The following is a 21,252-nucleotide window of genomic DNA, read 5'->3' as shown; positions in this document are numbered from 1 at the left end:
TGACGCCATCTTTCGCGAACGTGCGGGCCTGCTAGCGTAATCCCCGCAGTCCGTTCCTGCGCCAGATCAACGAAGTTAAATATCCATTCAATAAAAGTACTGGCTTGCCGATATCTGTCGAAAGCCTTGCGGATTACTCAGCCCATGCGGAACAACCAGCCGATTACCCAACGGGAAAGGACTTTCCCTGCCCAACAACGCTTGATCTCGACCACCAATGCCAAGGGTGTGATCACCTATTGCAACGATGCGTTCGTCGAGATCAGCGGCTTCACGCGCGAGGAGCTGATCGGCGCACCGCACAACCTGGTACGCCACCCTGATGTGCCGCCTGCGGTGTTCGCTCACATGTGGCAGACCCTCAAGCAAGGCCAGCCCTGGATGGGCATCGTCAAGAACCGCTGCAAGTCGGGTGACCATTACTGGGTCAACGCCTACGTCACGCCGATCTTCGACAACAACCAGGTGAGCGGTTTCGAGTCGGTGCGGGTCAAGCCCACCGCCGAGCAGATCCGCCGCGCCGAAGCCCTGTACCAGCGCCTGAATCAGGGCAAGCCCGCCGTTCCGCGCCGTGACAAGTGGCTGCCAGTGCTGCAGGACTGGCTGCCCTTCATCCTGGTCAGCCAGATCGGTTTCCTGATCGGCAACTGGCTCGGGCATTCCTGGGGCTTCGCCCTGGCCGCCGGCCTGTCGGTGCCGCTCGGCCTGCTCGGCCTTAGCTGGCAACAACGCGGCCTCAAGCGCCTGCTGCGCCTGGCCGAACAGACCACTTCCGACCCACTGATCGCGCAGATGTACACCGACAGCCGAGGCGTGCAGGCACGCCTGGAAATGGCCCTGCTCAGCCAGGATGCGCGCATGAAAACCTGCCTGACCCGCCTGCAGGACAGCGCCGAACACCTCAGCGACCAGGCACGCCAGTCCGACGTCCTGGCCCACCAGAGCTCTTCGGGGCTGGAGCGCCAACGGGTCGAGACCGAGCAGGTTGCCGCCGCCGTCAACCAGATGGCCGCCACGACCCAGGAAGTGGCCAACCATGTACAGCGCACCGCCGATGCCACACAGGAAGCCAATCGCCTGACCAGCCAGGGCCGGCAGATCGCCGGTGAAACCCGCGACGCCATCGAGCGCCTGTCGGCGGCCGTGGGTGAAACCGGCGAGACCGTGACGCAACTGGCCAAGGACAGCGACGAAATCGGTGGCGTGGTCGATGTGATCAAGGGCATTGCAGACCAGACCAACCTGCTGGCCCTGAACGCCGCCATTGAAGCAGCCCGCGCTGGCGAAATGGGCCGTGGCTTTGCCGTGGTGGCCGACGAAGTGCGCCAGCTGGCCCAGCGTACCGCTGAGTCCACAGGGCAGATCCATGGCCTGATTGCCAAACTGCAACAGACAGCCAACAACGCCGTGCTCACCATGGAATCTGGCCATCGCCAGGCTCAGGAAGGTGTAGAACGAGTGATGCAGGCTGACCAGGCATTGATGGGGATCAGCGAGGCGGTGGCCAACATTACCGACATGGCGACCCAGATCGCTGCCGCCACTGAAGAGCAGACTGCCGTGGCTGACGAGATCAGCCGCAACATCAGCACGATCGCCGAACTGGCCGACCAGACAGCCGAGCAGGCGCAGCATTCGGCGCTGCTCAGCGAAGCATTGACCACCACCGCCGGTGGCCAGTACTCACTGGTGGAGCGGTTCAACCGCTGACAACCCAGCGCCCCTTCGCGACCTTGCCCGCGAAGGGGCACTACCAACCGAGGGTCAGACGACTCTCGAAATAGCGCTCCTCCCCCGTCAACGGGTCGGCAAAGCGCAAGCTGTGTGCCAGCAGCTTCAATGGCCGCTGGTAATCATCTTCTACCTTGAGCAACTCAGGATAGAACGGGTCGTTACAGATCCCTGCCCCCAGTGCCGCCATGTGCACCCGCAGTTGATGCGTCTTGCCGGTCACCGGCGAAAGGCCGTAGCGCCATAGCTCACCCTGCTTCTCCAGCACCTCGGCCAGGGTTTCGCTGTTATCGTCGCCCGGTACCTCATGCATGCGGAAAAACGGCTCGCCATGCACCAGACGGCTTTTATGCACCAGCGGAAAATCACGCTGGGGCAAGGCCGGGGCGATGGCGTGGTAGCGTTTGTCGATGCGGCGCTCGGGGAACAGCCTTTGGTACGCGCTGCGGGTTTGCGGGTTGGCCGAGAACAACACCAGCCCTGCGGTATGCCGGTCGATGCGGTGCAACGGCACCAGGTGCGGGTTATCCAGGCGCCGGATCAAACGGCGCAGCAACGTCTGTTCGACATACTCGCCGGTTGGCGTAACCGGCAGAAAATGCGGTTTGTCGGCCACCACCAGATGCTCATCCACATGCAGGATGGCTTCCTCTACCGGGATCGGCCGCTCGTTGGGCACCTCACGAAAATAGTGCAGGCGCATGCCGCGACGGTAAGGCAGGTCGGCAGCGATCGCCTGGCCTTCGGCGTTGAGCACCCGGCCACGAGCAAAGCGGTCAAGCCACTGCGCACGCTCGATTGCCTTGAAATGGTCGCACAGGCAATCAAGTACCGTCGCCCAGTTGCCAGGTGGCAGGCAGACCGTGCTGGCTTGCTGGCGGGCGGGGTCGAAAGGCGTGGTCATGGCGAGACTCGGGGCAGGCAGGGCCGGGCATTATCCCCCAACCCCGCCAGCTCAACCAGCCTGGACCATGGCCTCGCTGCGCGCCTTCAGCCAGCGCAGAACCTGCACGGGCTCCCAGCGGCCGGGATCATAGAGCGCATACAGCAAGCCCTGGTAACCCACCACATCCAACCCTCGATGGTAGCCGGCCCGCTGGAACAGCGCCTCGATCTCGGCGAAGCAGGTATTGAAATGAACCTTGCCGAACGGCGTACGGTCATCGGTGACCAAGCCTTCGAGGCGCAGTTCCAGCACGGCGTCACATACCCGCTCCACCGGCATGCGGTTGACGCTGTACTTGAGTTGCTCGACATTGAGCATGGGCTTACCTCGATACTGTATTTATATACAGCATACGAACTTGCACACCCCGCCGTCAATTCATCCCCTGCTCACTGCAAACCTGGCAGGTAGCCTGTACCCCTGCGGATGGTCAGCACTTGACGGCGCGGGACGCTCGGCGTTACCGACAGGTGGACCCAACTGTCGAACTCGAGAATCATCTGGTCGAAATTCACTGCGCTTGCGCTCACCCGGCGGACCACTTCCCGGTTACTGATGCCGAATATCTCGAAGTCCGCAGCCAAGCCGTGCAGGTGCTGGCTGCGCGGGGAGCCGCCTATACGCTTGTTCAACGCGGGGGACCGGTAGCCACTGCTGATGATTACCGGCAGGCCAAACAGGGCCCGCACCTGCTCAAGGGCTTCACACAGCAGGTGCAGGTTGCTGATGACTTGCTGCGAGGGCGTATTGTCCAGCCCTTCCCGAGCGGCGACCTGCGAGACAATCATCTCTTCCAGGGTAAAATTTGGTGTGATGAACATGACTGCATTCTCGACGATGATGAGGTTCCGGCGTGTGTCGCCGGCACGGCATCTTCGGGTAACAGCTCAGCTCATGCAGGCAGGCGATGCTTCCCCTGCCGTTGTCATTGCGCGAGAAAGGCTACAACCTGTTCAGGATCGAACGGCCAGTGCAGTTCGGCCGAGGTATCGCAACGACGCAGCACGGGAATGATAAGCCCGTAGCGCTCGAACAGCGCCTCGCTCTCGGCGATATCGACCAGTTCGACCAGCAGGCCATGATCGACGAAAGGCATGAGAACGGCTTCGGCCACTTCACACAAGTGGCACCCGACGGTGCCGAAGAGTTGGCATTCAGGCAGCATGGGGCGGGACCCGGTTTGGCATGGATGAGAAGCCTATTCTAGGTCGCTACCGCCCCATGTGCACCTGACCTCGTTCAATCCTGGCTGGTGGCACCGATGCGGTGCAGCGACAAGTCGGCGCCCTGAAACTCCTGTTCATGGCTCAGGCGCAGGCCGAGTACCGCGCGGATCAGCCCGTACACGACAAAGCCCCCAAGCAGCGCGATCAGCACCCCTGCCAGGCTCCCGATCAACTGGCTGGTCAGGCTGACGCCCCCCATACCGCCAAGGCTTGCCTGGCCGAAGATGCCACAGGCTATCCCGCCCCATACGCCGCATAGCCCATGCAATGGCCACACGCCCAGCACATCGTCGATCTTCCAGCGGTTTTGCGCGGCGGTGAAGCTCCACACGAACAGAACACCGGCCACCAGGCCAGTAGCCAGTGCACCGATCGGATGCATCAGGTCCGAACCTGCACAGATCGCCACCAGCCCCGCCAGCGGCCCGTTGTGCAAAAATCCAGGGTCGTTACGCCCGGCCAACAACGCTGCCAGGGTGCCGCCTACCATGGCCATCAGCGAATTGATCGCCACCAGGCCACTGACGCCTTGCAAGGTCTGCGCGCTCATGACATTGAAGCCGAACCAGCCGATGATCAGGATCCACGAGCCCAGCGCCAGAAACGGAATGCTCGACGGAGCGAAGGCCACCAGCCGACCATCACGGTACCGCCCCCGCCGTGCACCCAGCAGCAGCACTGCCACCAGTGCCAGCCAGCCGCCCATCGCATGCACCACCACAGACCCTGCAAAGTCATGGAAAGGCGCACCAAAACGCGCCTGCAGCCATGCCTGTGCGCCGAAGTTGCCATTCCATACCACGCCCTCGAAGAACGGATAAATGAAGGCTACGATCAACGCTGTGGCACACAGCTGAGGCACGAACCGCGCACGCTCGGCGATACCCCCGGAGATGATTGCCGGTATCGCTGCCGCGAACGTCAACAGGAAAAAGCATTTGACCAGGGCATAGCCGTGGTCGGCGGCCAGCTGGGATGCCGGGTGCAGAAAACTCACACCATAGGCAACCCAGTAACCGATGAAGAAGTACACCAGCGCCGAGATGGCGAAATCGCTGAGTATCTTCGACAAGGCATTGACCTGGTTCTTGTGGCGCACGGTGCCCACTTCGAGAAACGCGAAGCCCGCGTGCATGGCAAGCACCAGAATGGCGCCCATGAGGATGAAGAGCGTGTTGGAACCGTGGACCAGGGAGTCCATGGCGCTGTGCATGTTGTCCATGAAAAGGCAGACCTACTGAAAAAAGGCACCAGGACAGTTCAAGAACCTGCATCCATGCACCGGATCGGTGCCAGCCCATTGCCCGGGTACGGTGAACCGAGCGAAGCCTGCGTGGTTTTTTCTTGGGTTTGTCGTGGATTGGGTTAAGGTTTATCGGTATCTGCCGGGGTCGACGCCCTGTATCGGCGCATCGCTCCGGTCTACGCCCCGCGTTGTGGCAATCTTCATTAGCAAGGCCCATACCAGCGACGAAGTGAACCTTCAGCGCACAGCGAAACTCGAATTACCTACACACCTACACAGGGAGAGCACCATGGCCAGCAAATCGGCAAAGACTGCACAAGAGATATTGATGGCGGACTTCCAGGCTTTGGTCCGTGACACCGAGAAGCTTCTGGCCGACACCGCCAATCTGGCGGGCGACCAGGCCGATGAGCTGCGTGAGCAGATCCACGAGCGCCTCACGCAGGCCCGCGAAACCTTGCAACTGACTCAGGAATCGGTGCGTGAGCGTGGCCAGGCGGCCTTGGGTAGTGCCGAGCACTACGTTCAGGAAAACCCTTGGCAGGCCATCGGCATAGCCGCAGGTGTCGGCCTGCTGATCGGCCTGTTGGCCAATCGGCGCTAAGGAGCCTCCATGGAGAATGACGCCATTGGCACCGGTGCCTCGGGCAGGCGCCTGGGCGCCGCGATACTGGGGCTGCTGCACAGCCATATCGAACTGTTCGGTATCGAACTGCAGGAGCAGAAAGGACGCACCCTGAGCCTTTTGCTGTTCGCTGGCCTGGCGCTGGTGTTCGCACTGCTGCTGCTGACAGCCTTGTCGGGCCTGCTGCTGGTGTTGCTGTGGGACAGCTACCGCCTGGCAGGGATCATCGGCCTGTGTGTGTTTTATGGTGTGGCTGCGCTGTATTGCGGCCTACGGCTGAGGGCGGCGGTATTCGACGAGTCCTCGCCGTTTGGCGCCACCCTCGAAGAACTTGCCAAGGACCGGGAGCGCCTGCTGCCATGAGCCTGCCTGAACTACCCAATACGCGTAACCCTCGGGAGCTGCGCAAAGCCCTGCTGCGCCTGCGCATGGAAATGCATCGCCAGCAGATCCGCCAGGAGTCCGGGCAAATGCTGCAGCCACTGCACCGCCTGCGTGGCATGGGCGGCTCATTGCAAGATGGCCTGGGCATCAAACACGCTCCCCTATGGGGCATTGGTGCGGTGGTTGCGCTGGGCTTTCTGACCGGCAAGGGGGTGCGCAGCGGCAACCTGTCACGCCTGGTGCGCCTGGGCACTACGCTGCTGCCGCTGTTGAAGGTGTATCTGCAAGGCTCGCGGCGCTCCTGAGTCACCTCCAGAGTCTTCACTCGCAGGTGACCCACGCGTTTCAAGCGTGGCAAGCACCTGTGAGAGACGGCTTGCCGACGATCAGGCCGGTATCGATTTTCCGCTTGCATAGCCCTGCGCGACACCGGAAGCTACGCCATTCGACCTACAGGAGAGCGAGCCTTGGACTGGCACACCCTGCTCACCCGCGAGCGCCTGGGCAAAGCCCTGTACAGCCCCGATGAACTGGGGCGCAGCCCCTTCCACAAAGACCACGACCGGATCATCTTCTCAGGCGCGTTCCGCCGCCTGGGGCGCAAGACCCAGGTCCACCCCGTCTCCAGCAACGATCATATTCACACGCGCCTGACCCATTCCCTCGAGGTAAGTTGCGTAGGGCGCTCATTGGGCATGCGCGTCGGCGAAACGCTGCGCGACAGCCTGCCAGACTGGTGTGAACCCAGTGATCTGGGCATGATCGTGCAGTCCGCCTGCCTGGCCCACGACATCGGCAACCCGCCGTTCGGCCACTCAGGCGAAGATGCCATCCGCCACTGGTTCCAGCAGGCTGCAGGGCGCGGCTGGCTGGATGACATGACGGATGACGAGCGCGGCGACTTCCTCAACTTCGAAGGCAACGCCCAAGGGTTTCGCGTGCTCACCCAGCTTGAGTATCACCAGTTCGACGGCGGTACCCGGCTGACCTACGCGACCCTCGGTACTTATCTCAAATACCCTTGGACCGCCCGGCACGCTGATGCCCTGGGGTACAAGAAGCATAAGTTCGGCTGCTACCAGAGCGAGTTGCCGCTGCTCGAACAGATCGCGCACAAGCTCGGCCTGCCGTTACTTGAGGAGCAGCGCTGGGCGCGCCATCCACTGGTCTACCTGATGGAGGCAGCCGATGACATCTGCTACGGCCTGATCGACCTGGAAGACGGCCTGGAGATGGAGTTGCTGCAATACGCCGAAGTGGAGGCGCTGCTGCTCGACCTGGTAGGCGATGACTTGCCAGAAACGTATCGCCAGCTTGGCCCTGCAGATTCGCGGCGACGCAAGCTGGCCATCTTGCGTGGCAAGGCCATCGAGCACCTGACCAACGCCGCCGCGAGCGCCTTCGTCGAGCAACAGCAGGCATTGCTTGCCGGGCAGTTGAGTGGCGACCTGGTCGAGCACATGCACGGCCCGGCCAAGCGCTGCGTGCTTCAGGCCAAGGACATGGCACGCAACAAGATATTCCAGGACAAGCGCAAGACGCTGCACGAAATCGGTGCCTACACCACCCTGGAAATCCTCCTCAACACGTTCTGTGCTGCGGCCCTTGAGCAGCATGGCGGGCGCACCCCCTCCTTCAAGAGCCGCCGCGTACTCGATCTGATTGGTAACAACGCCCCACACCCGCATGATTCTTTGCACAAAGCCTACCTGCGCATGATCGATTTCATCGCCGGCATGACCGACAGCTATGCCAGCGAAATGGCCCGCGAGATGACCGGGCGGTCCAGCCCGACCTGAACCTGGGTACTGCCGCATGCCTTTGCGCATGCGGCCCATTATATTGAGGGATATTTCCTACAACCGCCGCCACTTGTTAAACAGAACGAATATTTACAAAATAAAAAGTTACCAAGAGTCCTTTGACACTGAATCAAATCATTACACTTCGTAGCTCTAATTGCTTTCTGCTGTAAGCCATTTCCCATATACGTTTAATCGCCACACTTCACACCCCATGTCAGATGCAACTGGGTTAATGTGCCCCCTGCCTCGTCATCCGCCGCAGGGAAGTTGAACATGCACTCCGTATTTATTGTCGATGACCACCCGGTCATCCGCCTGGCTGTCCGTATGCTGCTTGAAAACCAGAACTACAAAGTCGTAGGCGAATCGGACAATGGCGTGGACGCCATGCAGATGATCCGCGAAACAATGCCCGACCTGGTGATTCTGGATATCAGCATCCCCAAGCTTGATGGCCTCGAGGTCCTCTCGCGCTTTCAAACCATGGCCTTGCCGCTGAAGGTGCTGATCCTGACCGCGCAATCGCCTGCGCTGTTCGCCGTGCGCTGCATGCACTCAGGTGCGGCAGGCTATGTATGCAAACAGGAAGACCTGAGCGAACTGCTCAGCGCTATCAAGGCGGTACTGGCCGGATACAACTACTTTCCCAGCCAGGCCATCCACACGGGCCACGAAACAGCAGACACCGATCTCAGGCTTTTCCGGCAGGTCAACGATCGCGAACTCATGGTGCTGCAACTTTTCGCCCAAGGGCGCAGCAACAAGGAAATTGCCAAAGGCATGTTTCTCAGCAACAAAACCGTCAGCACTTACAAGAAGCGCCTGATGCAGAAACTCCAGGTCGACACCTTGGTCGACCTTATCGAGATGGCCAAACGCAACGCGCTGGTCTGAGGTGTCAAATGGCGCAACTCCTTGCCTGGCTGGCCCTTGCACTGTCATTGGCCTGCTGCGCAGCGCAGGCTTCTCAGCTTGAGGCGGTACCGTATTCCCTTCTTGCCCGCTCCTCTGCCTCACCGGTAACGCCGCCACTGACCGCGCCACAGAGGGAATGGCTGATGGGCCGGCAATACCTGAAGCTGGGCACGTCAGCACCGGATTATCCGCCCTTCGACATAACCAGTGGCGGGCGCGACTATCAAGGACTCACCGCCGAATATGCCAGCCTGATCGGCAAGGTACTGCAGGTGCCGATTCGAGTGTTGCGCTATCCCAACCGGCAAGCTGCAGTAGAGGCGCTCAAGAAGGGGGATATCGACTTGCTCGGCAGCGCCAATGGCTATGAAGCAGCGAGCGAAGGCCTGGCGCTTTCGCACCCTTATGCCGTCGACCAGCCGGTGCTGGTGACCCGCGAAGACGAACGCCGTACGCTCAATCGCGGCATGGGCGGCATGCGTCTGGGCATGTTGTATCACTACCTGCCCCGAGAAGAAGTCAGCACTTTATATCCCCAAGCCGAACTGCTGGCCTTCGGCTCGTCTTCCCAAGCCCTCAATGCCGTCGCGTTCGGGCAGGCTGACGTATTCATCGGCGATACCATATCCACTCACTATCAGCTCAACCGCGGTCACCTGCCGCGCCTGCGCATGGCAAGCTTCGGCAAACATGAGAGCGTCGGTTTCAGTTTTGCAATGCGCGCCCAGGATACCCATCTCAAGGACCTGGTGAACCTGGCCCTGGAGCGCCAGCCAGCCGCCGTGCGCGCCAGCATCTTCAAACGCTGGAGCGCCGGCAGCGACCTACTGTTGAGCGACCGGAAGCTGCAGCTCACGGCCGAAGAGGAGCAGTGGTTGCGCCGCCATCCTGTGATGCAGGTGGCTATCGACGAGACGGCCGCACCGCTGTCCTATTTCGACGGCAATGGCCATTTTCGCGGGATTACCGCCGACCTGCTGGATCTGATCCGCCTGCGCACAGGGCTGCGCTTCGACGTTCAGCGTGCCAACGGCATTGCCGAGATGATCGCCCGGCTTGAGGACGGGCGCGTGAACATGATCGCAGCGCTTGCCGTGGATGACATGAGCGAGGAGCACTTGCAACTCAGCCGACCTTACCTGGAAAGCACCTATGTGCTGGTCACGCGCACCGAAACGCCCCAGTACACTTCACTGGAACAACTGCAGGGCCGCCGCATCGCCATTACCCGCTACAGCGAGATGTCCGAACTGCTGGCGACCCGGTATCCGCAAACCGGCTGGATCGAGACCGAAAGCCCCTACTATTCCATGGCACTGTTGAGCAGTGGCGCAGTCGATGCCGTCATCACGACCTTGATCGATGCCAACCACGCCATAGCAGGTAACGCCAAACTGGTCATCCGCAGCACGGTCGGTACCGATCCTGCGAGCTTCGCCATGGCCACCTCGGCACAGGCAACAGAGTTGGCATCGATTCTGGACAAGGCCCTGCTGAGCATTTCGCCGGAAGAACTGGGGGTGATCAACAACCGCTGGAGTGGTTACAGCCAGCATGATGACAGCAATTGGCTAGGCTTCAGGCGCCTTGCCTTGAAAGTGTTGCTGGGGACCGCTTTGCTCCTGCTGGCGGCGCTGCTGTGGAACGCCCGGTTGCGCCGCCAGATCAAACAGCGCCAGCACGCCGAGCGCGCCCTGAACGATCAGCTGGAGTTCATGGGCGCACTGCTCAATGGCACGCCGCACCCCATGTACGTGCGGGACAGGGCGGGCTGCCTGCAAAGCTGCAATGCCAGTTATCTGGAAGCGGTGCAGGCGACCCACGACGAGGTCATAGGCAGGCGCCTGGAAGACAGTCTGTTCGCGGGTTCGGAAAGTACCCGGCAGATCCATGCCGATTATCTGCAGGTGATGGCGGCCGGGGTTCCGCTGATCATCGACCGCCCCTTGCGGCTCAAGGATCGCGAAATCACGATCTACCACTGGATACTGCCGTACCGTGATTCACTCGGTGAAGTCCAGGGCATCATCGGTGGCTGGATCGACATCAGCGAGCGGCGCAAGCTGGTGCAGGAGCTGCGCGAGGCCAAGCAACTGGCTGATGATGCCAACCGCGCCAAGAGTACCTTCCTGGCTACTATCAGCCATGAGATTCGCACCCCGATGAACGCGGTCATCGGCATGCTCGAACTGGCGGTCAAGCGTGCCCATCAAGGGCAGATCGATCGCACCTCGCTGGAAGTCGCCCACCATTCGGCAAAGGACCTGCTGGGCCTGATCGGTGACATCCTGGATATCGTGCGCATCGAGTCCGGCCACCTGTCCCTTGCGCCCGAGCCTGTCGACCTTGCGGCGCTGGTCGAATCGGTGAGCCGCGTGTTCGATGGCCAGGCACGGCAAAAAGGCCTGGCCTTCGACGTCGTCATCGACTCCAGCGCACGCTGCCACGTCCTGCTCGACCCACTGCGTTTCAAGCAGATCCTGTCCAACCTGATCAGCAATGCCATCAAGTTCACCGGGCAGGGCCAGGTGCGCATCAGCCTCAGCCTGCGCGAAGAAGCCCCGTCAGCGCCCCCAAGCCTTGACCTGGAAGTGCGTGACACCGGCATTGGCATTCACGACGATGACTTGCAACGCCTGTTCAACCCCTTCGTTCAGGCCAACCCGCATAGCCAGGGGGCTCGCGCAGGCACGGGCCTGGGCTTGGCCATCTGCCGTAGCCTGTGCGAAATGATGGGCGCAAGCCTGAGCATCAAGAGCGTGCCGGATTTCGGCACGCAGGTTCGCTTCAGCGTACCGCTGCAACGTGTCGACGCACTGCCGCCGCAGGTGCTGGAAGCCGATGACATGGATGTACCCGATGCCCGGCTGAAGGTGCTGGTGATCGACGACCACCCGGCCAACCTGATGCTGATGGCGCAACAGCTGGGGTACCTGGGCCTGAGCCAGGCCACTGCCAGCGATGGCCGCGAAGGCCTGGAAAAATGGCGTGAAGGGCAATTCGACGTGATCGTCCTCGATTGCAACATGCCGCACATGAACGGCTATCAGCTCGCGGCCGCCGTGCGCGCCGAAGAACGCCAGAACGGGCGCCCTCACTGCGTGATCCTGGGCTATACCGCCAACGCCCAGCCCGAAGTCAGGCAAAAATGCCTCAGTGTCGGCATGGACGACTGCCTGCTCAAACCCATCAGCCTGCGCACACTCAGCCAACGCCTGGCGAATATCGCTCCCAAACGGGAGCAGGCCGCAACAAAGGTACCGTTCAATATCAAAGGTCTGAACAGTATCGTTGGCGACAACCCCAACGACCGTGAACTGTTTCTCAAGGCCTTGCTGATGAGCCTGCAGCAGGACCTGACAAAACTCATGGCCCTGGACCCTGACCTCGAGGCTGAGGCCTTCGGCGAGCAGGCACACAAGATCCTCAGCGCGGCGCGGATGCTGGAGGCGCAGCACTTGATGGCGGCCTGTGAGGCCCTTGAACAAAGCGGGTTGCCCGCATCACAGCTGAAACTGCGGCGACAGGCTTTGGCACGGCACATGCGCCGCGTAGAGAAAGCCTTGGCCAGAGAACTGACCAAGCCTTGATGAAGCGGCCGCCCGAGCGGGCGCCGCTTCAGCCATGCATCAGGAAGCCGGGTTGATCGGCTTTTCCGGATACCAGGCGTCCAAGAGCGGGCTGACTTCGATGGAGGTCAGTTCGCTACGGCCTTTGAGCCAGGCTTCGACAGTGGCGCGTTGCTCTTCGCTGACCGAGCCACGCTCTGCCAGGCAGACCAGGCCGAAATCATCACCACCGACGTAGTCCAGGCCGTTGGCGTCCATGGCTTCTGCCAGGAAGGCGTCGAGGAAGGCATCGATGGCTTCGTCGGACAGGTCTTCCTTGAAACCCAGGTTCAATTCAAAACCCAGCTCCTGGAATTCATCAACGCACAGCTTCTTGCGCAGACGACGGGAACGGTTGGTAGCCATGAAACAATCCTCTTGAGTAATAACGCGCGGCACTTTAACAGTTTCCGCAGTACAACGGCGCTTTTCCGTCGAACGTGGCGCATGAGCGCGGCGCTTGGGGCATAATGCGCACTATATTTCGTAGAGGGGCGATCATCTCATACAGCCCCTATGTCTTTTTCCCTCGTCCGCAGGGTATGAATCTCATATGATCAAATCGCTCCGCCCCCTCGTTCTCGCCGGCATGCTCCTGCCGTTCGCCCTGCCCATCCAGGCCGCAGCCGTCAACACCACGCTGCCCCCCAAGGTTCAGCAGGCGCTCAAAGCCAGCAAACTGCAGGACACAGCGCTGTCGCTGGTGATGCTGCCGCTCAATGGCCCCGGCACGCCGACCGTGTTCAACGCTGATGTCTCGGTCAACCCGGCCTCGACCATGAAGCTGGTCACCACCTATGCAGCCCTCGAACTGCTCGGCCCGACTTTCCAGTGGAAGACCGAGTTCTACACCGATGGCACCCTGAGCAACGGCGTGCTCAACGGCAACCTGTACCTCAAGGGCGGCGGTGACCCGAAGCTGAACATGGAGAAGCTATGGCTGCTGATGCGTGACCTGCGCGCCAACGGCGTTCGCACCATTACCGGTGACCTGGTGCTGGACCGCAGCCACTTCGTACAGCCCAACCTGCCGCACTTCAATGATGACGGCGGTGACGTGAACAAGCCCTTCCTGGTCAAGCCCGACTCCTTGCTGGTCAACCTCAAGGCCCTGCGCTTCGTCGCCCGCAACGATGGCGGCAAGGTGACCGTCGCCGTCGAGCCACCCATTGCGAGCATTCGCATCGACAATCAGGTCAAGGCAGTTGCCTCCAGAAAATGCACTGGCGATGTACGCTACAACCCGGTGCCTCAAGCCGATGGCATGAATGTCGTGGTCAGCGGCCAGCTGGGCGATGGCTGCAACTCGCAGACGTACCTCGCGCTGCTCGATCACCCCACCTACGCCGCCGGTGCCGTGCGCGCGATCTGGAACGAACTGGGGGGCAGCATTCAGGGCCGTGACCGCATCGAAAACGTACCCAAGGGCGCTCGCCTGCTGGCACGGGCCTTCTCGCCCGACCTGGTGGAGGTGATCCGTGACATCAACAAATACAGCAACAACACGATGGCCCAGCAGCTGTTCCTGAGCCTCGGCGCACAGTTCCGTACCGATGCCGATGGCGACGATGCCCGCGCAGCCCAGCGCGTGGTTCGCCAGTGGATGGCCAAGAAAGGTATCACCGCGCCCCACCTGGTGATGGAAAACGGCTCTGGCCTGTCGCGCGCTGAACGGGTAAGCACGCGCGAAATGGCCGCACTGCTGCAGGCGGCGTGGAATAGCCCCTACTCCGCCGAATTCATCAGTTCAATGCCGTTGGTGGGCATGGACGGCACCATGCGCAAGCGCCTCAAGCGTACCGCCTTGGCCGGTGAAGGCCACATCAAGACCGGCACCCTGAATACCGTGCGCGCCATTGCCGGCTTCAGCCGTGACAGCAACGGCAATACCTGGGCAGTGGCGGCGATTCTCAACGACCCGAAACCCTGGGGGGCATCGCAGGTACTCGACCAGGTACTGCTGGACCTGTATCGCCAGCCCAAAGCCGCTAACCGGACGGTAGGCGTCAACCCATGATCTGACTTGGGCAAATACCAACTTCATCGCCGGCAAGCCGGCGATGAGGCCCGCACTGCCCGCTCAGCTCAACTCTGCCTCGACACGGTCCCTGCCTGCCTGCTTGGCCGCATAGACGCCGGCATCAGCCCGCAGTAACAAGGCATCGGCCCCCTCCCCCGGGCGCCATCCGGCCACGCCAAAACTTGCAGTCACTTTGCCAACCCCGTCGACAGGCACATTGCGCACCCCTTGCCACAGTTCCATCGCCAGGAGCCGCGCCTGCTCAGCATTGCTACCAGGGCAAAGCACCATGAACTCTTCACCGCCAAGCCGGCAGAATACGTCCGTACGCCGCAGACGCTGGCCGATACGCTGGCAGAGGCTGCGCAATACATGATCCCCCACGGCATGACCGTACTGGTCGTTGATCCTCTTGAAATGGTCGATGTCGAGCATGATCACTGCCAGTTCCTGATCATCACGCTGGGCGCGGTCCAGTTCGGCCTTCAGCCGCTCCTGGAAGTAGCGGCGGTTGTGGATACCGGTCAGAGCATCGGTCACCGATAAGGTCCGCAAGTCCTCCTCCACGCCCTTGAGGTCGGAAATATCGGTCAGGTAGCCATGCCAAAGCGTGCAACCGTCTTCACCGACTTCCGGCGTCGCCTCCCCGCGCACCCAGCGCAACCCGGCCCTGGGCAGGCACACACGGTACTCTTCACGCCAAGGGGACAGGTGTTCGGCCGAGTAGCGCACGGAGCGTTGAACGCGCTCCAGGTCATCGGCATGGATGCGCTCGAACACCACTGTGGCGTCCTCGCGCAGCAACTGCAGGTCGACCTCGTAGATATCGAACAGGCCCTGACTGGCATAGGGGAAACACGAGTGGCCATTAGCGTCGAGGCGATACTGATAAATGCCGCCCGGCACCTCGGCACTGAGCTTCTCCAGCAGCCGATCACGCATTGCCAACGCCTCGTGCACCCGACGGCGCTCGGTGACATCGATGCAAATCGCCAGGTAACCTACCCATAGCCCCTGCTCGTCAAGCACCGCGGTCACCAGCATGTTGGCCAACAACTGGCTGCCATCCTTGCGCACCAAAGTCCACTCGCCTGGCTGCGCGCCACCCTCTTGTATGGTCTCGGCGAACATCGCCTGGCCACCATCGATGTGGCGCCCGTAGCGCAGGCCCAAGGCATGGGCTCGAAGGCTGAGCTCCTCTGGCAGAAGCAAGTCTTCCAGTTGCAGTTTCCCGACCGCTTCGCTGGCCGCGTAGCCAAGCATGCGCTCGGCACCGGCATTGAAAGTACTGACCACACCCTTCAGGCTGGTCGCGATGATAGCGACCTGGGTAGCGGCATCGAGCACACTGCGCAGCTGATTATGCGTCTCGCGCAACGACTGCTCACTGACGCGCAACTCAGCGGTGCGCTGCTCCACCAGCCTGAGCGCACGTTGCCGCTGGCTGAACAGGTTGTACAGCAAGGCACTGAGCAACAGGCTTAGCAGGCCACCGAGCAAGCCCACCGCCAGCGCCGCAGAGGAGCGGTTGGCCTGCATGAACACCTGGCTTGGGCGGATATCAAGCTGGAAATGATGGTCGGCCAGGTGCAACAGCTGCGTGCTGACCAACGCCAACGGCGCGGCCGGGTTCTGCGAGTCGAACAACAGCTCATGGCCATTGCGCCCACTTGGATCGACGATCCGCACCACCAGATTGTCCTGGGCAATGGCCGGCAAGCCGTCCGTGATCAGTTGCCGCACGTTCAGCAGCGCCATGACATACCCTGCGGGGTTGCCGGCCTGCGCGCTGTAGAATACCGGCGCCACCATCAACAGCCCGCGGGCGTAGCCCGGTGCCACACTTATCATGTCCAGCGGCGCGGACACTGCCATGCTGCCGGGTTCCAAGGCACGCATCAGGGCCTGGTCACGTACCGCCTGGCCGCGCAGGTCCAGCCCGTAGGGTTGCCCCTGCATCTGGGTTGCCTGGGTGTAAAGCACCGGGAAGTAGTGATCGCGCGGCGGCGCCGGGTGCCAATTACCGCGCTCGTCCAGGTCACGGATCAGGTAGGCCTGCCCCAAGGCGGCACTGGCCTTGCGCTCGAAGTCGCGCCGCTGCGCGCCCTCGACCCGCGGCGCCCAGGAGTAAGCCTGGGTGCGCCGCAGCAGGGGGCGGGCGAAGCCGTCGAATTCACGTGGAGTGATGTCGTTGGAGAAGCTGAAAAAGCGCCGCAAGCTGTCCAGGCGCTGTTCCTGGTCGTCGAAGCGCTCGGCGATACGGCTATAGCGCTCGCTGGCCAGCAGCTCGAAGCGCTGGCGCAGCTGCTGCTTGTAAAACGCATGCGTGGCCAGCGCCAGGGCAATCGACAGCAAGCTGCCGGCCACCAACGCCACCAATGCCACTGCCCAGGCAGCCATCGCCTCGCTGCACAGGCCCAGCACCTTCGCACGCACGCCATACTTCGACATAGATCGATCTCGTCACGTCAGCGTCCTGCGAAAATCATGGCCCTGTGCTGAGTTATAGCTATTGGCCATTAGCGACGCAATGTTGCCTGTCGCTTTAGCGCAATTGCAGGCGCCAGGCGCGGTGGATACGGTTGTTGCGGGCGAAGTCCGGGTCCAGTGTCTGCGCAGTGATTTCCTCTACCACGTAGCGCGCAGCCAGATGCTCGTCGAGCTGGAACTTGCGGAAGTTGTTGGAGAAGTACAACACACCACCGGGCGCCAGGCGCGCCATGGCCAGGTCGAGCAGTTGCACGTGGTCACGCTGCACGTCGAACACGCCTTCCATACGTTTGGAGTTGGAGAAGGTCGGCGGGTCGATGAAGATCAGGTCGTAAGTGTCGCGATTGGCTTCCAGCCAGGCCATGACATCACCCTGCTCCAGGCGGTTGCGCTCGGAGAAGCCGTTCAGCGACAGGTTACGCCGCGCCCAGTCCAGGTAGGTCTTGGACAGGTCGACGCTGGTGGTACTGCGCGCACCGCCCTTGGCGGCATGCACGCTGGCCGTAGCGGTGTAACAGAACAGGTTGAGGAAGCGCTTGTCGGCGGCCTCGCGCTGAATGCGCATGCGCATTGGGCGGTGGTCGAGGAACAGGCCAGTGTCGAGGTAGTCGGTGAGGTTGACCAGCAGCTTGACGCCACCTTCACTGACCTCATGGAAGCGCCCTTCGGTGGCCTGGCGCTCATACTGGCGGGTGCCGCTCTGCCGCTCACGGCGCTTGAGCACCACGCGCTGCGGGTCGACGCCCAGCGCCTGGGGGATCGCCGACAAGGCATCGAGCAGGCGCGCCTGGGCCTTTTCCGGGTCGATCGAGCGCGGCGCAGCGTATTCCTGTACGTGTACCCAATCCTGATAGAGGTCGACCGCCAAGGCATATTCAGGCATATCGGCATCGTATACGCGGTAGCAGCCGATCTGTTCCTTGCGGGCCCACTTGCCCAGTTGCTTGAGGTTCTTGTGCAGGCGGTTGGCGAACATCTGAGCGCCTTCGGACAGGCGTGCAGGCTCGCTGGCTACCGGCAGCGGTCGGCGGGTATCACCGCTATCGGCCTGGGCCTCGCGACGTTCACCGGTAACGAACTGGTCAGGCTGCACCTTGAACAGCAGCAGCTTGCACGGCAGCGCGCCGTTCCAGAACGCATATTGCTTGTGGCTACGGATGCCCATGCGCTTGCCCAGCTCCGGCGCACCGGTGAACACTGCAGCTTCCCAGCCCATGCACGCCTGGCGCAGGCGCTCGCCGAGGTTCTGGTAGAGGTACAGCAAGCTGGCTTCGTCACCCAGGCGTTCGCCGTAGGGCGGGTTGCTGATGACCAGGCCCTTCTGGTTCTGATCCGGGCGCGGCTCGAAGCTGGCGACTTCTCCCTGATAGATCTTGACCCACTCACTCAGGCCTGCGCGTTCGACGTTGTTGCGCCCCGGCTGGATCAGCCGCGGGTCTGCCTCGTAGCCGCGAATCCACAGCGGCGGTTTGGCCAGGCCGGCCTGTGCACGGGCCTGAGCCTCTTCGTGAACCTTGCGCCAGGTGGCCGGCACATGGCCAAGCCAGGCGCTGAAGCCCCAGCGCTCGCGCTTGAGGTTAGGTGCCATATCGGCGGCGATCATCGCCGCTTCGACCAGGAAGGTGCCTACACCGCACATCGGGTCGGCCAGGGCGCCACCCTCGGCGGCGATGCGTGGCCAGCCGGCACGGATCAGCACCGCCGCGGCCAGGTTTTCCTTGAGCGGCGCAGCACCTTGCTGCAGGCGATAGCCGCGCTGGTGCAGGCTGTGGCCGGAGAGGTCGAGCGAAAGAATCGCCTCGCCCCGGTCCAGACGCAGGTGAACACGCACGTCCGGGTCGACTTTTTCTACCGATGGGCGCAGACCTTCACGATTGCGCAGTTTGTCGACGATGGCATCCTTGACCTTCAGCGCGCCAAAGTGGGTGTTGTCGATGCCCGAGCCATGGCCGCTGAACTCGACCGCCAGGGTACCGTCGGCCGCCAGGTGATCGGCCCAGTCGACAGCGTTCACGCCATCGTAAAGGTCGTCGGCATTTTTCATGTTGAAGCGCTTGAGCACCAGCAGCACGCGGTTGGCCAGACGCGACCAGAGGCACAGGCGGTAGGCGGTTTCCATGTCGGCCGCGCCGCGGATGGCCGAGGTGTGCTCGCGCACATCGTCAAGGCCCAGGCCCTTGGCCTCTTCGGCAAGCAGGCCTTCCAGGCCTTTGGGGCAGGTGAGATAAAGTTCGAAACGGTCCGACATGTGTATTCCAGAGCCTTGGGCTATTTGAGTGACGAAGCGACGCATCGCCCCGCCGATGTTTGCCCGAACGCCCTTCCAGCAAGCGTCCGAGTGGCCTTGACCTGCGCAGTATGCAGCAGCTGATGGGCCGGGCCGCCTGATCGATCTGCTCTCGCCAGTGGCAGAGACAGCTTAGATCATCAGGCAGTACAAAAAATTTCTGTCGACTTCAGGGTCGATGTGACCCTTCGTCGCATTACCAAATATTTCTTTCATCGCAGCGCAACGCTGGCGAAATGACGTCAAGGTTCAGCAAACCCCGGCCATAGCGGGCTCAACGCCAAACAAGGTTGAGTCGCATTTATTTACTTATCCCTTCACCCTTGGAAACGTTACGTGCTTATGACAAATCGATCATTCCCTCGGTGACTCGCATTCGTTAGAACTGGTCTCAGGCCGCTTCGCAACGAAGTGGCACTTTCAGCCCGCCACGCCGGCAGCGGGCGCAAACCGGCAGAAAGACTCTGCCCGGCCTCGGAGAGGCCGACGGGACATTACAGTCAACAAGTGAGGGCAACACCCTATGAGAAGACTTAAGCGTGATCCGTTGGAAAGAGCATATTCACGTGGCTACCAATATGGGGTCACCGGCAAATCCCGCGAACTTTGCCCCTTCAATCTTCCTTCTGTTCGCCAAGCCTGGATCAACGGCTGGCGTGAAGGTCGCGGTGATAACTGGGACGGAATGACTGGCACCGCTGGCATCCATAGACTCAACGAAAATCACGCCGTTGGCTGAACGAGGACACTGAATTCGAGTCACCATGCACGCCCCATCCGGGCGGCGGGCTAAGGCCCAGGGGCCCCTTGACGGGGCCCTTTTTTATGCCTGCGTGATCATGCCCGCGGCATTGCGGCGATCGCATCCACTGCCTCACGGATCAGCGCCGGCCCTTTATAGATGAAGCCTGAGTAGATCTGCACCAGGCTCGCGCCAGCGGCAATCTTCTCTGCGGCATGCCGGCCTTCGGTGATACCCCCAGCAGCAATAATCGGCATCTTGCCGCCCAGCTCGGCCGACAGCACCTTGACGATATGGGTGCTCTTTGCAAGTACCGGTGCACCGGAAAGGCCGCCCGCCTCCCCGCCATACGGCAGGTTTTCCACACCTTCACGGCCCATGGTGGTGTTGGTAGCGATCACCGCATCCATGCCCGATTCCATCAGCGTTGCCGCCACCAGCGCAGTTTCTTCATCACTCATGTCCGGCGCGATCTTGATCGCCAGCGGCACACGCTTGCCATGCTCGCCGGCCAGTTGTTCGCGGCGCTCGGCCAGGGCATCGAGCAGCTGCTTGAGCGAATCGCCGAACTGCAGGCTGCGAAGGCCTGGGGTATTGGGCGAGCTGATGTTCACGGTGATGTAGCTGGCGTGGCCATAGACCTTGTTCAGGCAGATCAGGTAATCGTCGACCGCGCGCTCTACCGGGGTGTCGAAGTTCTTGCCGATGTTGATGCCCAGCACACCGTCATAACGCGCGGCGCGCACCCGCTCGAGCAAGTGATCGACGCCCAGGTTGTTGAAGCCCATGCGGTTGATGATTGCCGTGGCCTCTGGCAGGCGGAACAAGCGCGGCTTCGGGTTGCCCGGCTGCGCTCGCGGGGTCACGGTGCCGATCTCGACAAAACCGAAGCCCAGCTGGGCAAAGCCATCGATGGCCGCGCCATTCTTGTCCAGGCCTGCCGCCAGGCCGACCGGATTGGCGAAGTTCAAGCCCATCACCGACACCGGCAATGCCGCCGGCTGCTTGCACAGCGCGCCGTTGAGCCCGAGGCGGCCACCGGCGCCGATCAGGTCCAGGGACAGGTCATGGGAGGTTTCCGGGGAAAGCTTGAACAGCAGCTGGCGGGCCAGGGTATACATGGGCGGGCAAGGCTCAGGGGTGAGTGAGGTTGCGATTATAGCCAGCGTGCGGCCGGCATGACAGCGCCTTGGCACATGCGTTGCTACATCGCCTGCACACAGCCTA

18 protein-coding genes are annotated in these 21,252 nt (G+C 61.8%); 9 read left to right on the top strand and 9 right to left on the bottom strand.

Annotated features, from left to right (window positions below):
- The first annotated feature begins 144 nt into the window (after positions 1-144).
- Positions 145-1,710, top strand: a complete 1,566-nt coding sequence (locus ACMGF5_RS16840) for a methyl-accepting chemotaxis protein (RefSeq protein ID WP_115275420.1) — start codon at positions 145-147, stop codon at positions 1,708-1,710.
- Between the two features lie 40 nt (positions 1,711-1,750).
- On the opposite strand, the gene ACMGF5_RS16835 is transcribed toward ACMGF5_RS16840, so the two are convergent.
- The 5 genes from ACMGF5_RS16835 to ACMGF5_RS16815 all read right to left on the bottom strand — a co-directional run bounded on the left by ACMGF5_RS16835 (position 1,751) and on the right by ACMGF5_RS16815 (position 5,125).
- Entirely contained in the window at positions 1,751-2,635 is an 885-nt protein-coding gene (locus tag ACMGF5_RS16835; RefSeq protein ID WP_046786480.1) for a pseudouridine synthase, read from the bottom strand.
- Between the two features lie 51 nt (positions 2,636-2,686).
- The gene (locus ACMGF5_RS16830) at positions 2,687-2,995 is read right to left on the bottom strand and encodes a hypothetical protein (protein WP_039603809.1); all 309 of its coding nucleotides are present in this window, start codon (positions 2,993-2,995) and stop codon (positions 2,687-2,689) included.
- A gap of 71 nt (positions 2,996-3,066) precedes the next feature.
- Complete coding sequence (locus ACMGF5_RS16825) at positions 3,067-3,498, bottom strand: D-Ala-D-Ala carboxypeptidase family metallohydrolase (RefSeq protein ID WP_125924840.1); 432 nt, start codon at positions 3,496-3,498, stop codon at positions 3,067-3,069.
- A 104-nt stretch (positions 3,499-3,602) separates the two neighbouring features.
- Positions 3,603-3,842 carry a glutaredoxin family protein gene (locus ACMGF5_RS16820; protein ID WP_039603811.1) on the bottom strand — a complete coding sequence of 80 codons (240 nt, stop codon included), beginning with the start codon at positions 3,840-3,842 and terminating at the stop codon, positions 3,603-3,605.
- Positions 3,843-3,916: 74 nt separating this feature from the next.
- Positions 3,917-5,125, bottom strand: a complete 1,209-nt coding sequence (locus tag ACMGF5_RS16815; protein ID WP_119689136.1) for an ammonium transporter — start codon at positions 5,123-5,125, stop codon at positions 3,917-3,919.
- 313 nt (positions 5,126-5,438) lie between these two features.
- Between ACMGF5_RS16815 and ACMGF5_RS16810 the strand changes: the two genes are divergently transcribed.
- The 6 genes from ACMGF5_RS16810 (at position 5,439) to ACMGF5_RS16785 (ending at position 12,468) form a co-directional block, all read left to right on the top strand.
- Complete coding sequence (locus ACMGF5_RS16810) at positions 5,439-5,753, top strand: DUF883 family protein (protein ID WP_012313531.1); 315 nt, start codon at positions 5,439-5,441, stop codon at positions 5,751-5,753.
- A gap of 9 nt (positions 5,754-5,762) precedes the next feature.
- Complete coding sequence (locus ACMGF5_RS16805; RefSeq protein WP_115275423.1) at positions 5,763-6,137, top strand: phage holin family protein; 375 nt, start codon at positions 5,763-5,765, stop codon at positions 6,135-6,137.
- Positions 6,134-6,463, top strand: a complete 330-nt coding sequence (locus ACMGF5_RS16800) for a hypothetical protein (RefSeq protein ID WP_046786484.1) — start codon at positions 6,134-6,136, stop codon at positions 6,461-6,463. Before ACMGF5_RS16805 ends, ACMGF5_RS16800 begins: the two co-directional genes overlap by 4 nt.
- 162 nt (positions 6,464-6,625) lie before the next feature.
- The gene (locus tag ACMGF5_RS16795) at positions 6,626-7,957 is read left to right on the top strand and encodes a deoxyguanosinetriphosphate triphosphohydrolase (protein WP_046786485.1); all 1,332 of its coding nucleotides are present in this window, start codon (positions 6,626-6,628) and stop codon (positions 7,955-7,957) included.
- A 279-nt stretch (positions 7,958-8,236) separates the two neighbouring features.
- A complete protein-coding gene (locus tag ACMGF5_RS16790) occupies positions 8,237-8,857 on the top strand; it encodes a response regulator transcription factor (protein ID WP_046786486.1) in 621 nt (206 codons plus the stop codon).
- 8 nt (positions 8,858-8,865) lie between these two features.
- Positions 8,866-12,468, top strand: coding sequence for a transporter substrate-binding domain-containing protein (locus tag ACMGF5_RS16785; RefSeq protein WP_414156985.1), 3,603 nt, complete (start codon positions 8,866-8,868; stop codon positions 12,466-12,468).
- A gap of 39 nt (positions 12,469-12,507) precedes the next feature.
- Here ACMGF5_RS16785 and ACMGF5_RS16780 read toward each other — a convergent pair whose 3' ends face one another.
- Positions 12,508-12,852: a YggL family protein gene (locus tag ACMGF5_RS16780; RefSeq protein ID WP_012313525.1), complete on the bottom strand. Its 345-nt coding sequence runs from the start codon at positions 12,850-12,852 to the stop codon at positions 12,508-12,510.
- 187 nt (positions 12,853-13,039) lie between these two features.
- On the opposite strand from ACMGF5_RS16780, the gene dacB reads away from it, so the two are divergent.
- Positions 13,040-14,503, top strand: a complete 1,464-nt coding sequence (gene dacB, locus ACMGF5_RS16775; RefSeq protein WP_414156045.1) for a D-alanyl-D-alanine carboxypeptidase/D-alanyl-D-alanine-endopeptidase — start codon at positions 13,040-13,042, stop codon at positions 14,501-14,503.
- A gap of 63 nt (positions 14,504-14,566) precedes the next feature.
- Here the strand turns inward: dacB and ACMGF5_RS16770 are convergent, their stop codons facing one another.
- Together ACMGF5_RS16770 and rlmKL are read right to left on the bottom strand one after the other, a co-directional pair.
- Positions 14,567-16,957, bottom strand: a complete 2,391-nt coding sequence (locus ACMGF5_RS16770; protein WP_414156984.1) for a diguanylate cyclase — start codon at positions 16,955-16,957, stop codon at positions 14,567-14,569.
- A 94-nt stretch (positions 16,958-17,051) separates the two neighbouring features.
- Positions 17,052-19,244, bottom strand: a complete 2,193-nt coding sequence (gene rlmKL, locus ACMGF5_RS16765; protein WP_046786490.1) for a bifunctional 23S rRNA (guanine(2069)-N(7))-methyltransferase RlmK/23S rRNA (guanine(2445)-N(2))-methyltransferase RlmL — start codon at positions 19,242-19,244, stop codon at positions 17,052-17,054.
- A gap of 562 nt (positions 19,245-19,806) precedes the next feature.
- Between rlmKL and rmf the strand changes: the two genes are divergently transcribed.
- Positions 19,807-20,022 (top strand): ribosome modulation factor, encoded by a 216-nt coding sequence (rmf, locus tag ACMGF5_RS16760; protein ID WP_003248687.1) that lies wholly within the window; start codon positions 19,807-19,809, stop codon positions 20,020-20,022.
- A 98-nt stretch (positions 20,023-20,120) separates the two neighbouring features.
- Here rmf and ACMGF5_RS16755 read toward each other — a convergent pair whose 3' ends face one another.
- Positions 20,121-21,146, bottom strand: a complete 1,026-nt coding sequence (locus tag ACMGF5_RS16755; protein ID WP_115275426.1) for a quinone-dependent dihydroorotate dehydrogenase — start codon at positions 21,144-21,146, stop codon at positions 20,121-20,123.
- Positions 21,147-21,252: the final 106 nt, after the last annotated feature.

The sequence above is a fragment of the Pseudomonas sp. BNK-15 genome, from assembly GCF_047456105.1.
GTDB classification, from domain to species: Bacteria; Pseudomonadota; Gammaproteobacteria; order Pseudomonadales; family Pseudomonadaceae; genus Aquipseudomonas; species Aquipseudomonas putida_E.
This window is presented reverse-complemented; position numbering and strand designations above follow the sequence as displayed.